The 12328-nt window shown below is 47.9% G+C and carries 16 protein-coding genes; 7 read left to right on the forward strand and 9 right to left on the reverse strand.

Annotated features, from left to right (window positions below; all coding sequences use genetic code 11):
- Positions 1–56 precede the first annotated feature (56 nt).
- The 3 genes from katG to ASC40_RS06540 all read right to left on the reverse strand — a co-directional run bounded on the left by katG (position 57) and on the right by ASC40_RS06540 (position 3658).
- A complete protein-coding gene (gene katG / locus ASC40_RS06530; RefSeq protein ID WP_425415065.1) occupies positions 57–2219 on the reverse strand; it encodes a catalase/peroxidase HPI in 2163 nt (720 codons plus the stop codon).
- Between the two features lie 238 nt (positions 2220–2457).
- Positions 2458–2931, reverse strand: a complete 474-nt coding sequence (locus ASC40_RS06535; protein ID WP_169782091.1) for a c-type cytochrome — start codon at positions 2929–2931, stop codon at positions 2458–2460.
- Positions 2894–3658, reverse strand: coding sequence for a nuclease-related domain-containing protein (locus tag ASC40_RS06540; protein WP_055438989.1), 765 nt, complete (start codon positions 3656–3658; stop codon positions 2894–2896). The genes ASC40_RS06535 and ASC40_RS06540 overlap by 38 nt, the downstream gene beginning before the upstream one ends.
- 176 nt (positions 3659–3834) lie before the next feature.
- On the opposite strand from ASC40_RS06540, the gene upp reads away from it, so the two are divergent.
- Entirely contained in the window at positions 3835–4464 is a 630-nt protein-coding gene (upp, locus tag ASC40_RS06545) for a uracil phosphoribosyltransferase (RefSeq protein ID WP_055438990.1), read from the forward strand.
- On the opposite strand, the gene yjjJ is transcribed toward upp, so the two are convergent.
- A complete protein-coding gene (gene yjjJ, locus ASC40_RS06550) occupies positions 4461–5810 on the reverse strand; it encodes a type II toxin-antitoxin system HipA family toxin YjjJ (protein ID WP_055438991.1) in 1350 nt (449 codons plus the stop codon). The two genes, upp and yjjJ, sit on opposite strands and share 4 nt — an antisense overlap.
- A gap of 284 nt (positions 5811–6094) precedes the next feature.
- Here yjjJ and mscL point away from each other — a divergent pair, with 284 nt between their 5' ends.
- The gene (gene mscL / locus ASC40_RS06555) at positions 6095–6550 is read left to right on the forward strand and encodes a large-conductance mechanosensitive channel protein MscL (RefSeq protein ID WP_281175479.1); all 456 of its coding nucleotides are present in this window, start codon (positions 6095–6097) and stop codon (positions 6548–6550) included.
- On the opposite strand, the gene ASC40_RS06560 is transcribed toward mscL, so the two are convergent.
- The 3 genes from ASC40_RS06560 to ASC40_RS06570 form a co-directional block, all read right to left on the reverse strand.
- The gene (locus ASC40_RS06560; protein WP_055438993.1) at positions 6547–7770 is read right to left on the reverse strand and encodes an alkaline phosphatase family protein; all 1224 of its coding nucleotides are present in this window, start codon (positions 7768–7770) and stop codon (positions 6547–6549) included. The genes mscL and ASC40_RS06560 overlap by 4 nt on opposite strands.
- Positions 7771–7831: 61 nt before the next feature.
- Positions 7832–8428: a class I SAM-dependent methyltransferase gene (locus tag ASC40_RS06565; protein WP_055438994.1), complete on the reverse strand. Its 597-nt coding sequence runs from the start codon at positions 8426–8428 to the stop codon at positions 7832–7834.
- Entirely contained in the window at positions 8425–8898 is a 474-nt protein-coding gene (locus ASC40_RS06570; protein WP_055438995.1) for a YbjN domain-containing protein, read from the reverse strand. Before ASC40_RS06570 ends, ASC40_RS06565 begins: the two co-directional genes overlap by 4 nt.
- A gap of 137 nt (positions 8899–9035) precedes the next feature.
- On the opposite strand from ASC40_RS06570, the gene ASC40_RS06575 reads away from it, so the two are divergent.
- Both ASC40_RS06575 and ASC40_RS06580 read left to right on the forward strand, forming a co-directional pair.
- Positions 9036–9830, forward strand: coding sequence for a DODA-type extradiol aromatic ring-opening family dioxygenase (locus ASC40_RS06575; RefSeq protein WP_055438996.1), 795 nt, complete (start codon positions 9036–9038; stop codon positions 9828–9830).
- Positions 9817–10134, forward strand: coding sequence for a peptidylprolyl isomerase (locus ASC40_RS06580; RefSeq protein ID WP_483826413.1), 318 nt, complete (start codon positions 9817–9819; stop codon positions 10132–10134). Before ASC40_RS06575 ends, ASC40_RS06580 begins: the two co-directional genes overlap by 14 nt.
- Positions 10135–10138: 4 nt before the next feature.
- Here ASC40_RS06580 and ASC40_RS11950 read toward each other — a convergent pair whose 3' ends face one another.
- Positions 10139–10681, reverse strand: coding sequence for a DUF805 domain-containing protein (locus ASC40_RS11950; protein WP_211256870.1), 543 nt, complete (start codon positions 10679–10681; stop codon positions 10139–10141).
- A gap of 196 nt (positions 10682–10877) precedes the next feature.
- Here ASC40_RS11950 and ASC40_RS06590 point away from each other — a divergent pair, with 196 nt between their 5' ends.
- From ASC40_RS06590 to ASC40_RS06600, 3 genes are read left to right on the forward strand one after another with little or no spacing between them, the layout of a single operon-like run.
- On the forward strand, positions 10878–11483 hold the full coding sequence (locus ASC40_RS06590) for a hypothetical protein (protein WP_055438998.1): 606 nt from the start codon (positions 10878–10880) through the stop codon (positions 11481–11483).
- 1 nt (position 11484) lies between these two features.
- Positions 11485–11691, forward strand: coding sequence for a helix-turn-helix domain-containing protein (locus ASC40_RS06595; RefSeq protein WP_055438999.1), 207 nt, complete (start codon positions 11485–11487; stop codon positions 11689–11691).
- A gap of 10 nt (positions 11692–11701) precedes the next feature.
- Positions 11702–12160 (forward strand): VOC family protein, encoded by a 459-nt coding sequence (locus ASC40_RS06600; RefSeq protein ID WP_245622228.1) that lies wholly within the window; start codon positions 11702–11704, stop codon positions 12158–12160.
- A 1-nt stretch (position 12161) separates the two neighbouring features.
- Here ASC40_RS06600 and ASC40_RS12085 read toward each other — a convergent pair whose 3' ends face one another.
- Positions 12162–12248, reverse strand: coding sequence for a DUF1653 domain-containing protein (locus ASC40_RS12085; RefSeq protein ID WP_072243407.1), 87 nt, complete (start codon positions 12246–12248; stop codon positions 12162–12164).
- Positions 12249–12328: the final 80 nt, after the last annotated feature.

Here is a 12328-nt window from a genome sequence, read left to right on the forward strand (position 1 = left end):
GGTTTCTCCAAAAATAAAGGGAGCCGAAGCTCCCTTTATACTATTGATGTGATTGCTTACTCAAGGTCAAAGCGGTCAAGACGCATTACTTTTACCCATGCGTCGACAAAGTCCTGCACAAACTTTTCGTCTGAGTCACTTTGCGCATAAAACTCAGCGATAGCGCGCAACTCAGAGTTTGAACCGAAGATTAAGTCAACCGGTGTCGCGGTGTACTTCAGTTCACCTGAACTACGATCACGGCCTTCGTACACACCCTCTTGATTTTTCGAAGGCGCCCACTCGGTGCTCATGTCTAACAAGTTCACGAAGAAGTCATTGGTTAACTGGCCAGGGCGACTGGTGAATACGCCGTGCTTGCCACCACCATAGTTGGCGTTCAGAGCACGCATACCACCGACCAACGCTGTCATTTCTGGCACCGTTAGGGTGAGCAAATCTGCACGCTCAACCAGAGCTTCAGCCGGTGACATGTTAACGTCTTTTGTGTAGTAGTTGCGGAAGCCATCGGCCTTCGGCTCTAACACGTCAAACGAGTCGTCAGTCCACTTTTGTGTGGTGTCATTACGGCCAGGCGCAAATGGCACAGTTACTGTATAGCCCGCGTCTTTTGCTGCTTTTTCGATTGCTGCAGCACCGCCAAGCACAATGGTGTCAGCTAATGACACGCGCTTGCCTTTTGGTAACGAGCGATTGAAATCCTTTTGCACTTTTTCAAGCGTACGCAAGGTTTTCTGCAGCTCTTTCGGGTTATTCACTGCCCAGTCTTTCTGTGGTGCCAAGGCAATGCGGGCACCATTTGCCCCACCGCGCATATCGGTACCACGGAAGCTTGCCGCAGAGGCCCATGCAGTGCGCACCAACTCAGACACAGACAAGCCTGAATCTAAGATCTTTGTCTTCAAGTTGGCCACATCGCGGTCATTAATAAGCGTGTAGTCAATTTCAGGAATCGGATCTTGCCAAATCAACGGCTCTTTTGGCGAGGTATCCACAATGTAACGAGCTCGTGGCCCCATATCACGGTGCGTTAACTTAAACCAAGCTTTGGCAAATGCTAACTCAAACTCCTCCGGATTTTCATGGAAGCGTTTTGAAATTTTGCGATACTCAGGGTCGAACTTCAGCGACAAGTCAGTGGTAAACATGATTGGCGCATGACGCTTGCCCGGAATATGTGCATCCGGCACCAAGTTCGACGCTTGTCCGTCTTTTGGAATCCACTGAATAGCACCAGCCGGGCTGCGGGTTTGCTCCCACTCAAAACCAAATAAGTTATCAAAATACTGGGTGGTCCAAGCAATTGGATTCACCGACCATGCGCCTTCTAAACCAGAAGTAATGGTGTCTTCCGAGTGGCCTTTACCGCATTTGTTTTTCCAGCCAAGACCTTGTTCTTCAATCGGCGCGCCCGCAGGGTCTGCACCTAAACACTCGTCAGGCTTGTGCGCACCATGTGCTTTACCAAAGGTATGGCCACCAGCAATAAGCGCGACCGTTTCTTCGTCGTTCATGGCCATACGACCAAAAGTATCGCGAATATCTTTAGCCGCCAACAATGGATCTGGGTTACCGTTCGGACCTTCCGGGTTCACGTAAATCAAACCCATTTGTACCGCCGCCAGTGGGCGCTCAAGCTCACGGTCACCACTATAACGCTCGTCAGCCAACCACTCTTTTTCCGGGCCCCAGTATACGGTATCTGGTTCCCAGTCATCTTCACGGCCAGCCGCAAAGCCATAAGTTTTGAAGCCCATAGACTCTAGCGCCACGTTACCGGTAAGCACCATTAAGTCTGCCCACGACAAGCTATTGCCGTATTTTTGCTTAATTGGCCACAACAAACGGCGTGCCTTGTCTAAGCTGACGTTGTCTGGCCAACTGTTCAGCGGTTCAAAGCGTTGCTGACCGCCACCGGCACCACCGCGACCATCGTGAATACGGTAGGTACCAGCACCGTGCCAAGCCATACGAATAAAGAACGGCCCATAATGGCCATAGTCAGCAGGCCACCAGTCTTGCGAACTGGTCATTAAGGCTTCGATATCTTTTTTAACGGCATCAAAATCGACTTGTTTTACCGCTTCCGCGTAGTCGAATTCAGCCATGGGGTTTGAACTTACATCGTGATCACGAAGTGGAGTTAGATCGAGTTGATCAGGCCACCAAAACATTTTTGATTTAGCGTCTGTTGCCATCGCGCCAGACGAAAAAGCCATCGTTACCGCAAGTGCAGCAGCCGACAGCACGGGAAGTGTGCGTTTTAACATGTGATATACCCTCTTCTGTGGACATGCAACTGTCGTTGAGACCTATATAGGAATAGTCGATCACAGAAAAAAACGCATAACCAAAAAAACAGATTAAATTAATCGAAAAACCGATTAAAACAGGCGGTTATCTCCGTATACCACAGCATTTAAGGCCTGCAGAAATGTAACAAAAAAGATGTATGTTCTAAGGGGTTTTCATGTATTCAATCAAAGCATGACGGTCATCAGCCTTTGGCAAACCCAAAAACGGCATGCACATGTCGGGCACCATTTGTTGTGGCTTTGTTAACCACTCGTTTAACACTGGCTCTGTCCAAACAATATCTAGTTGCTGCACCTCTTCGGTAAACATATAGCCTTCAACTGTGGCAATCTTTCGCCCCAGTAAACCGGCTAAGTGCGGCCCAAAAAACTGACTTTTATTAGGGTCCATACTATGACACGCCGAACAGCGATACTTAAATACCTTAGCACCTTTGGCGATGACTTCGGGCGACGCCTGCACTTGCGATTTTACGTCACCAAAAGGCGACGGCGTTTCATGAAAAGCGCTACACCCAACCACAAAAAAAATAAACATAAACAACATATAACGCATGGCCACCTCTATCACTTCTTCGCTAGGTAGTTCGAACATAGCGACTGAGATGATAAGCACACATATGCACCTCATCATCGCGCAACTGTGATTTTGCCTTACCGATATAATTTGGCAAGACCAATGGGTTTAGTACAGAAACATTGGCCTTTCTACCTAACTCGGTGGTTTTAACATACCAGCCAGGAAACACCACAATTCCGCGCACATTAAATCGCTTACCTGTCGACTCAAAAAGTTGCTTATGTAACCAACCGCTTGCTGCTTTTACTTGCGTCAAAGCATCACTTTGAATGGGCTGTCCACCCCGTAGTATTTGTTTTCCGTTGTAAAACAACACTGACTTGTGTTTATCACTTTTCGACATTGTTTTTGTTTCAATAACATAAACGCCAGAGCGGTGAATGACGACATGATCAAGATTAAAGTTTTCACCTTCAATATCATGAAATACTTGCGCGCCATCTAAACGTAGTCGCTCCAAAAATTGACCAACTGCTTTTTCTCCCATAAGCCCAAGTTTTATTTTTTTGGCTTCTCTAAAGCCTTGAAAAATGCGTGCTACGCTAAACCCCATAAAAGGCAGTATTAATAGTGTCCAAAAATATGGATTCACTTGACCTCCCGTAACATAGGGTAACCAAATAAAAAAAGCTGACAGCAGCAGAATCACGATAACCATATAATGGAAAATTATCTTGTCCATGCCTACGTCAACTAAACGGCGATGCAGCGATTCGCCGGGGTTCCGAAGCGGACTTGCTTTTAGTGGAGATATCTTGGCCATGCTTTTATTATCCCTAATGTATTCATGAGTAATTAATACCCTGAACCCTGATCAAAGTCTAATTCCAAAATTAGGTTAGCGCCTGACAAGTCTCAACTTTCTGATAAACTACGAATACCGAACAGCGTAGCGCACCAACAGCGCAGCGCACGAATCACGAAACACGGAAGCCCCATATGCCACTACACGTTATCAAACACCCACTGGTACAACACAAACTTGGCCTGATGCGCGAAGCGGACATTTCCACCAAAAGCTTCCGTGAACTCACCAACGAGCTAGGTAATTTACTTACTTATGAGGCCACCAGCGACTTTGAACTTGAGCCAAATACCATTACCAGTTGGAGCGGCGATGCCATTGAAGTGCAAAAGCTTAAGGGTAAAAAAGTGACTGTGGTGCCTATCTTGCGGGCAGGCATTGGCATGCTAGACGGCGTATTAGACCTAATTCCGAGTGCGAAAGTGAGCGTGGTTGGCTTGTACCGTGACGAAGAAACGCTAGAGCCAGTTCCGTATTTTCAGAAGCTGGTGAAAGACATTGACCAACGCATTGCGCTGGTTATTGACCCCATGCTGGCAACCGGCGGCACCATGGTAGCCACCATTGATATGCTGAAGCAAAAAGGCTGCGAACAAATTCGCGTGCTGGTTCTGGTTGCCGCGCCCGAAGGTGTGGATAAAGTACTCGAAGCCCACCCAGACGTGCACATTTATGCGGCCGCGCTTGACTCGCACTTGAATGAACACGGCTATATTGTGCCGGGCTTAGGTGACGCTGGGGATAAAATTTTCGGTACCCGCTAAGCCATACGGTTAATGGTTTCCGCAAATGCTTGCACGACCGCATACTGCTGCCTTGCAATCTCGCGGAAACCTTCGCTTATCGAGCTGTCGTTAATGACCGCCGGCCAAAACTCGTGCGCCATGGCTAGTGCCGCTAGCCAATGCACTTGGCGCACGTATGAATTTAACTTTGGCCGATACACATCATTTTTCATGTCGCCTGACGTGTTCGGTGCATAGTGCATAGGCAGCATGTCGTATACCGGCGCTAACTGATAAGGGCGTCGCCCCTCATGCAACACCGACAAATTACCCAAGTGCATGTCGGTATTACCAATAAGTTGGCCAAATGCCCAAGCAATTGTTGCTTGCAACTGCGCTTGTTCACTTACCACATTCTCTGCACACAGTGCCGCCGTGAGTTCCGGCCAAGATGTTTGGCCCTGCCCGACAAATTCAAGATCAAGACTTTGCAGTGAAACGACACCAACACGGCCTCGCGGCGGAATGCGATCAAAACGCTGTGACTGCATAAATACGCGGTTGGCCGTTTCAAAACTGGTATTGTGCGCCGCAATGGCCGGCTGCACAGCATTCATCGCTCTGGCTGCATGAGCCTCCGCGAATAGCAAGTCAGCCCAGCGCCTAGCGACAATATTTTCAGCATTGGCGTTCGACTGGCGCGCATGTAGTCGCCCCGAAAATTTTATAATACTTGGCTGCTTGTTCACCGTCGCAAGCAACTTAGGCTGCTCCCCTTTTGCCGACGAATCAAAGTGCTCACCAGCGGCAATTGCGTCAGCCCGTGCTGCAATTGCTGTGCGATTTAGGCTAGCGCTCGGTTGCGACTCAAGCCATTGTTGATAGGCGTATTCACCAATAAGCAAATTACCAACATGCTCAGCAGGTTCATTAATCAACACCCGCAAAACATCGTCTTCTTGCCATTTAATTGGGTCAGCTTGAGTCACCACGCCTCGCAATACAAGGCTTTGAGCATAAATACGACCCAAAAACCCTTGCGGACGCATATCACTCATCCACCAAGGTAGCGACATATAATGTCGCCACTCAGTGTCGTTTGCGGCACGCTGGTATTTCACCACGTAGCTTTGCTCAGGGAATACGGGTGTCAGTGTCGCGAATTGTTCGGCATGCCCTTGTCGGTTAACACGATAAATAGGAATGTGCTGGTTCGGTACACCTGCAATTGTTCGCGCCGCATACCACAAGGTGCTGCGCCCCGCGGCCGCTTTGATAACTTGATCACCAAGTTTATTTAGCTGCCGACTCATGGTTGAAACATTCACACCAAAGCGCAAGGCCAAGTTTTTTGCTGACTCAGGCCCCGCGCGAAGTGTAATCAAAATGTTTCTAGATGTTATACCCATCACTCAACCATTTGTGGGAAATCACTTTAAAAGAACAATTAATAATAAATATTGCACAACAAAATGCATTCGTAAAATTTATTTTATTACCATATTTTTCATTTGTTTATATTAATCACAAAGAAAGCATGCAAGTGAATACGCAATAAAAAATTAAAACGTTTATTTTTATAAATAACTTATTATAAATAGTTATTCTAGAAAACTTAAGCTATAACTAACTTGCGACTGCCCACACGGGGTGAGCAGCGCCACACGAGATGACCACTATGTTGAACGAATTCAAAAAGTTTGCGTTAAAAGGCAACGTCGTAGATATGGCTGTGGGTATTATCATTGGCGGTGCGTTTGGCACCATTGTGAAAAGCTTTGTGGCCGACATTATAATGCCGCCTATTGGCTTAATGTTAGGCGGTGTTGATTTTACCGACATGTTTGTGGTGTTGCGCGCCGGCATTGAAAACCCTGGCCCCTATGTGGCACTTGCTGACGCTCAAGCGGCCGGTGCCGTCACGCTTAATTACGGGGTATTTATTACCAACACCATTAGCTTCATTATTGTGGCATTTGCGGTGTTCTGGTTGGTAAAAGGCATGAACAGCTTGCGCACTAAAGAAGAACCCGCACCGGTGACCACCAAAGACTGCCCGCACTGTTGCACCAGCATTCCATTAGCGGCCAAGCGCTGCCCAGCGTGCACCTCAGAGTTAAGCTAATCTTGCTTAAGTAGCGGCGCCAGCACCTTGGCGTCGCCATCTATTGGACTAAGAAGTTCTAGCCCCAATAACTGCGCCATAAACGGGTAAATATGAATATTGCTAAAGCGCTGCAGTGGCGCTTTTGCTTTTATGGCTGGCCCAGCGGCTATGAAAATACCATCCATGTCGCGATTCGAGTGATAGCCGTGCGTGCCGCCATCTTTGCGCTTTTCCGGTGGGCGGCTAGTGAAAATGGCCGGCGCTTTGGTGCCTAAAATAATGGCCGGCTTACGCGCCGTTTCTGTCACGCCTAATTGCGCTAGCTGCGCCTCTGTTTCTAACCAATATTGACCGTTTTTGGCGGCCTGTAAGCGTTGCTTTAAAACGTTTATTTGCTCTGTGGTGGTGCTTTCGTGCGCATAAATCATTAGGCGCGTGGCACCGTTCACCACTTCAAATAACTGCTCATCTATATTGAACGCTGAATAATCAATCATCGCTTCGGCTTTAATTTGCGACATACCATGATCCGACACCAAAATAAGATTTACCGGCTCATCAACTTCGGTTTGCAGCCGCTGCCAAAGCTCGCCAATTAATTGGTCGACATGCTGCACCGCCTTACCTACTTGCGGTGCCTCAGGCCCAAAGCGATGACCCATAGTGTCAACTACCGAAAAGTAGCCCGTGACTAAACGCGGGCGTGCCGCTTTGGGCAGCTTTAACCACTGCACAATTTGATCAATGCGCTGACGGTTCGGCGTGGGCGTGCTGTATTTGTAGTAATAGCTGGCGGTACGGCCATTAATACGTGCCTCAGACTCAGGCCAGAAAAACGTGGCGGCTTTAACCCCCTGAAACTCAGCTAAGTTCCAGATTGGCAGGGTGGTTAACCAGGTGCTGTCTTGAACACCATCGCCCATTTTGTAGTGTTGCTTACGCTCAGTGTCATAAAAGTTATTGTCCACAATACCGTGATTTGATGGGTACTGGCCGGTCACAATCGATAAATGGTTAGGAAACGTCTTTGACGGGTAAACTGGAATAAGCCCTTCAGCGCGTATGCCTTGCTGGGCAATTTTCGCAATGTTCGGGGCGCCGTGCAGCTCAATGTAGTCGTGGCGAAAACCGTCAATTGAGATAAGCACAACCGTTTGCTCGCTGTTGGGTTGCGCTGTGTTTGCTGTCGCAACACCCGTTACAAAAAGCGTAAGGAAAATAGCCCCAAAATACCGCATGTGAAATACTCTAACTGTGTAAATTTGTCAGCGATATTACCACAACATTGTGACCTGTTGGTTACTCAGGCAGCCGGCGGAACACTAATGTTTGCCAACTGACATCTTGACGGGCTAGCTTATCGCTGGCGGCGCTATTTAAGTGCAACTGCAAGCTGTTCGTTGCCGCTTCGTGAATAAGCCAATCGGCATCTAACTCATAGGCCGTTCGGCCATCGTCAAAGTTGCCAAAGCGCAAAGTAATTACGGTGAAACCATTTGGTTTTAACAGCTGTTTAATGCTTTTTAGCGCTTTTTTCTGTTGATTTCGGTCAAGGTGCATCCACACCGCACTAATAAGCAGCAAGTCATAGCGCTGATTCAGCTTTAAACGCCGCAGCTCCGGCAGCTTGTCATCAAGCCAAATAATTTCCGATGACTTTTGTTGGCCTAGTTTGCGCAGCTTATCGGCCGGCTCAACCGCCGTCACATGAAAACCTTGATGGTGCATAGCCAATGCGTCGCGCCCCGAACCCGCACCAATATCGACGATACTCGCGCCGCGCGGCAGCAATTGCAGCACCGGCAACCAGTCGGCGTGCACTTGCTCAAAGGTTAAACTGTCATATTGCGACGCAAGTTTGTCGGCATTGGTGTGATAAAACGCGATATTTTTCATTCGTTGCTGTCCGCTTCAGCTAATAATCGGTACAACATATCCACTGCGTCGGCTGTTGCTTCACAAATTCTTGCAATGGTTGCTACCCCAAGCTTTTGCCCTTCTTCTTCAATCGGCAACGCGTACAAAAACACCACATCGTCACTGTCGTCAACCGAAAAGCCGCTGAATTTCACTTGGTTATTCACATGGTTGGTGAACTCCAATAGCCTTTCGCGGTTAGGCAAGCTCATAAGGGGGCTTACCGGAGAAAGTACGTGCTCGAACAAAGGTAGGGCAACGAAAAAATAGGCAACAGACCCGGCTTCTGCCAAGCACAACTGAATAGGAATGCCTTGGTTACCGTCTTGATCAATGTAACCTTCTGTCGCTACACCAATAACAACGCGGTCATCAAACTCGTCGGGAACTTGGTGGGAAATTCCATTTTCATCCAAAGCCTGTATTAATTCGTCTACCGTCATCGCCATAGCTGCCCCCTTCATGATTTACATACGGTAGCGGTGGTGGCCCAGTAACTCAACAAAAACTTTACTTAAGCGGCGCAATGCGCGCTACACTCGAATTTCTCTCTCAGTGACTGTAAGCTCAGAGCAAGGAGACGACTATGAAACAAATTCTATATATTGCACACGGCGGCGGGCCGATGCCATTGCTGGGCGACAAAAGCCACGAGCAAATGAACCAAGCATTGCGCGAAGCAGCACAAACTATGCCAAAGCCAAAAGCCATATTGGTCATTAGTGCCCACTGGGAAACCGACGTGCCGCACGTAACCACAGCAACGAAGCCAGAACTCATTTACGACTACTACGGCTTTCCACCGGAGTCGTACAGCATTCAATACCCTGCTGCGGGTGAACCCGAGCTTGCCGCGCAAGTACTGGGCGCCATTACCGGCGCTGGCATTGAAGCCGTGGGCGACCCCAAACGAGGTTTTGACCACGGCATGTTTATTCCGCTAAAACTCATGTACCCAGAAGCCGACATTCCCTGCGTGCAACTGTCACTCATGAACAATTTAGACGCTGCCGCACACATTCAACTTGGCCAAGCATTGCAAGCGCTTGATTACGACAACCTGCTGATTATTGGCTCGGGTTTTTCGTTTCATAATATGAAAGCATTTTTTAGCCCTGGTGATCATCAAGCCGACAGCAAAAACGCCGCGTTTCAGGCCTGGCTAGAACTGGTTTGCAGCGACACCGAGCTCACCGAAGCCGAGCGCCGGCGCATGCTCAGCAACTGGGCCGAAGCCCCGCACGCACGTTTTTGTCACCCGCGCGAAGAACATTTGCTACCCTTACAGGTGTGTTACGGTGCTGCCGGCCGCGCCTGCGACAAGGCCACCACCGTGTATGCGTTGAACAAAGAGTCACGCATGTTTTATTGGCAAATTTAGCCGTTTTAACCCACAGGAAACCGTTATGGCACGCGCACATGCCCTACATATTTTGGTGAAAACCCGCGAAGAAGCAGAAAAATTAAAGCAACAACTGGCCAACGGTAAAAAATTCGGCGAGCTTGCGCGTAAGCACTCACTTTGCCCCTCAGGCAAGAAAGGCGGAGACTTAGGTGAGTTTGGTCGCGGCCAAATGGTCGCTGAATTCGACAAAGTGGTGTTTGGCAAGCCCACGCTAGAAGTGCATGGGCCGATTAAAACCAAATTTGGTTGGCACTTAATTAAAACGCTTTCGCGCAGCTAAAGAATTACGGATCAGAGGGCTGTTCAGTATTTGGCGGCGCCTCTGATCCTGGCATGGCCCAATAGTACATCACTACCAAGATACCAAAAGGCACTAACATCATCAGTTGCCACCATGGGCTTGTTCCAGCATCACGAAGTCGGCGCGTAGATACCGCTAAAAATGGCAACAACAGAACAATAGCCACCATGCTCATTAAAACCGGGTGGATGAACTCCACTAAACCCAGCACCAGCACAAAAAGCACAAAGAACCACCAAAATTCATAGCGCGCAGCGCGACCACTGAAATCATCAAAGTTCTGCAAACTTGCCCAAACGCTTTGTAGCACAGCATTTTTTGCAGGGGCACTATTGCTACCGGCCAACGCATCAACCGACACTTCAAACACAGCGGCCAAGGCTTTAGCGGTTTCTAACGAAGCAGTACCACGTGTTTCTATGCGCTGAATAGTGCGCAGGTTAACACCGCACATTTCACTGAGCTGTTCCTGTGACCAATTACGCTCGGCGCGTAATTGCTTTAATCGGTTTGAATTAATGTTCATGATGCATATTCCACGAAATGGTTAGCCACAAGTTACCACATTCAATGAAATTCACTACGGCATCTTTACGGCACACAAGGTGACGGCTGGTTTTGTATAAGCAAAAAGCTATTTATTTTACGTTTATCATAAATTATTTATTGCAAAACATTTATTCAACGGCTATTTTATAAACACATCAATTTGGAGATAAATCATGGATAACACCAAATACAAACTCGCTGGCATGGCAGCGATAGCCCTCGCGGTATTGTTTCCCATTTATTGGATAGCCACTTTCGGATTGATGATCGATAACGCTGAAATGACCTTCAGCACTGATTTTCTTGAATTGAGCGGTTGGGATATTTTGTTTGTGACCATCGGCGCACTTGAGATTTACGTGTATTTCAGCCTCAGCAAGTACTTTCGTGACCAAATTGGCGGCGGTTTCATTGCCAATATGCTGTTGGCCATGGCGTTTTTTGTTGCGCTTTTTCATAGCACGGTGGCCGTCGATATTTTGCTTGGCCTGGGCCTATTTCCCAGCATAGCGGAAACCATCATTGACGTGACGTTAGTTGCCGGCATCGTGCTCTTACTACTGTACAGCTTTGCACTTATTGCTATGTGTTCAGCCATGCTTGCACGTTTTATTGCGCTACCAAACACGCTCAAACTATTTGCTGTCGGTATGCTTATTGCCGCAGTATTGCAATTAACGCTTGTACTTGCCGTGGTTAACATCGTTTTGTTTCCGGCGCTGATGTTACTATTAGCTTATCACTTTTTAACCGACGAACACGCTGTCGAAGTGGTTTAATATGGCCATTCAAATTAACTTAGATGTTGAGTTAGCCAAAAACAAAATGTCGCTTACCGAACTATCTGAGCGCGTTGGGGTGTCCATGACTAATCTGTCGCTGCTGAAAACAGGCAAAGTGAAAGCCATTCGATTCAGCACATTGGAGGCAATTTGTCGTGAGCTTAACTGCCAGCCTGGTGATATTTTGGTGTATCTTGACCAGTAAAGGACGAAACATGAACAAACTCAAAAATACCATCACTGCAGCGCTAGCTGCGGGCATGTTAACCACCGCAGCCGCAGCCGAACGTGAAGCCGTATTAGGCTTTGGTGGAGTATTTTTTAAAGCAGAAAACCCAGCCGAGTTAGCTAAGTGGTATGAAGAGCACTTAGGTGTTAAACAAACCCCAAAAACCTACGAAGAACAGCCATGGGTGCAAGCCGGCGGCAGCACAGTGTTTGGTGTGTTTAATAATAAAACCAAATATTTTGGCGCTGACGATCAGCAGTTTATGTTTAACTTTCGAGTGCGTGACTTAGATGCCATGGTTAAGCAGCTAAAAGCTGCCGGCATTGAAGTTAAAATTGACCCAGAAACATATCCAAACGGCAGGTTTGCTCGCCTAGCAGACCCTGAAGGCAACCCCATTCAGCTTTGGCAAGAAATGACGCCCGAAGAAGCCGCAAACCAATAGGCTATTCGGTTTCCGAATGGCGCACGGTGTCGATCACCTCATACATGGGACCTTTGTAGTGCTGATATTTACCGGGTTTCATTTTCATAAAAGCTACTTTTCCTACACTTTTCTGCGCGTAAAAATGTAAAATCCCGCACTTTTCTGCGCGTAAAAGTGCAATAACGA

It is taken from the genome of Pseudidiomarina woesei (assembly GCF_001418345.1).
GTDB classification, from domain to species: Bacteria; Pseudomonadota; Gammaproteobacteria; order Enterobacterales; family Alteromonadaceae; genus Pseudidiomarina; species Pseudidiomarina woesei.

Bases quoted from the DNA above. Each gene is read 5' to 3' on its own strand.
- katG (WP_425415065.1), bottom strand. From the start codon at position 2,219: ATGGCTTTTTCGTCTGGCGCGATGGCAACAGACGCTAAATCAAAAATG.
- ASC40_RS06540 (WP_055438989.1), bottom strand. From the start codon at position 3,658: ATGGCCAAGATATCTCCACTAAAAGCAAGTCCGCTTCGGAACCCCGGC.
- upp (WP_055438990.1), top strand. From the start codon at position 3,835: ATGCCACTACACGTTATCAAACACCCACTGGTACAACACAAACTTGGC.
- mscL (WP_281175479.1), top strand. From the start codon at position 6,095: ATGACCACTATGTTGAACGAATTCAAAAAGTTTGCGTTAAAAGGCAAC.
- ASC40_RS06560 (WP_055438993.1), bottom strand. From the start codon at position 7,770: ATGCGGTATTTTGGGGCTATTTTCCTTACGCTTTTTGTAACGGGTGTT.
- ASC40_RS06565 (WP_055438994.1), bottom strand. From the start codon at position 8,428: ATGAAAAATATCGCGTTTTATCACACCAATGCCGACAAACTTGCGTCG.
- ASC40_RS06570 (WP_055438995.1), bottom strand. From the start codon at position 8,898: ATGGCGATGACGGTAGACGAATTAATACAGGCTTTGGATGAAAATGGA.
- ASC40_RS06575 (WP_055438996.1), top strand. From the start codon at position 9,036: ATGAAACAAATTCTATATATTGCACACGGCGGCGGGCCGATGCCATTG.
- ASC40_RS11950 (WP_211256870.1), bottom strand. From the start codon at position 10,681: ATGAACATTAATTCAAACCGATTAAAGCAATTACGCGCCGAGCGTAAT.
- ASC40_RS06590 (WP_055438998.1), top strand. From the start codon at position 10,878: ATGGATAACACCAAATACAAACTCGCTGGCATGGCAGCGATAGCCCTC.
- ASC40_RS06595 (WP_055438999.1), top strand. From the start codon at position 11,485: ATGGCCATTCAAATTAACTTAGATGTTGAGTTAGCCAAAAACAAAATG.
- ASC40_RS06600 (WP_245622228.1), top strand. From the start codon at position 11,702: ATGAACAAACTCAAAAATACCATCACTGCAGCGCTAGCTGCGGGCATG.
- ASC40_RS12085 (WP_072243407.1), bottom strand. From the start codon at position 12,248: ATGAAAATGAAACCCGGTAAATATCAGCACTACAAAGGTCCCATGTAT.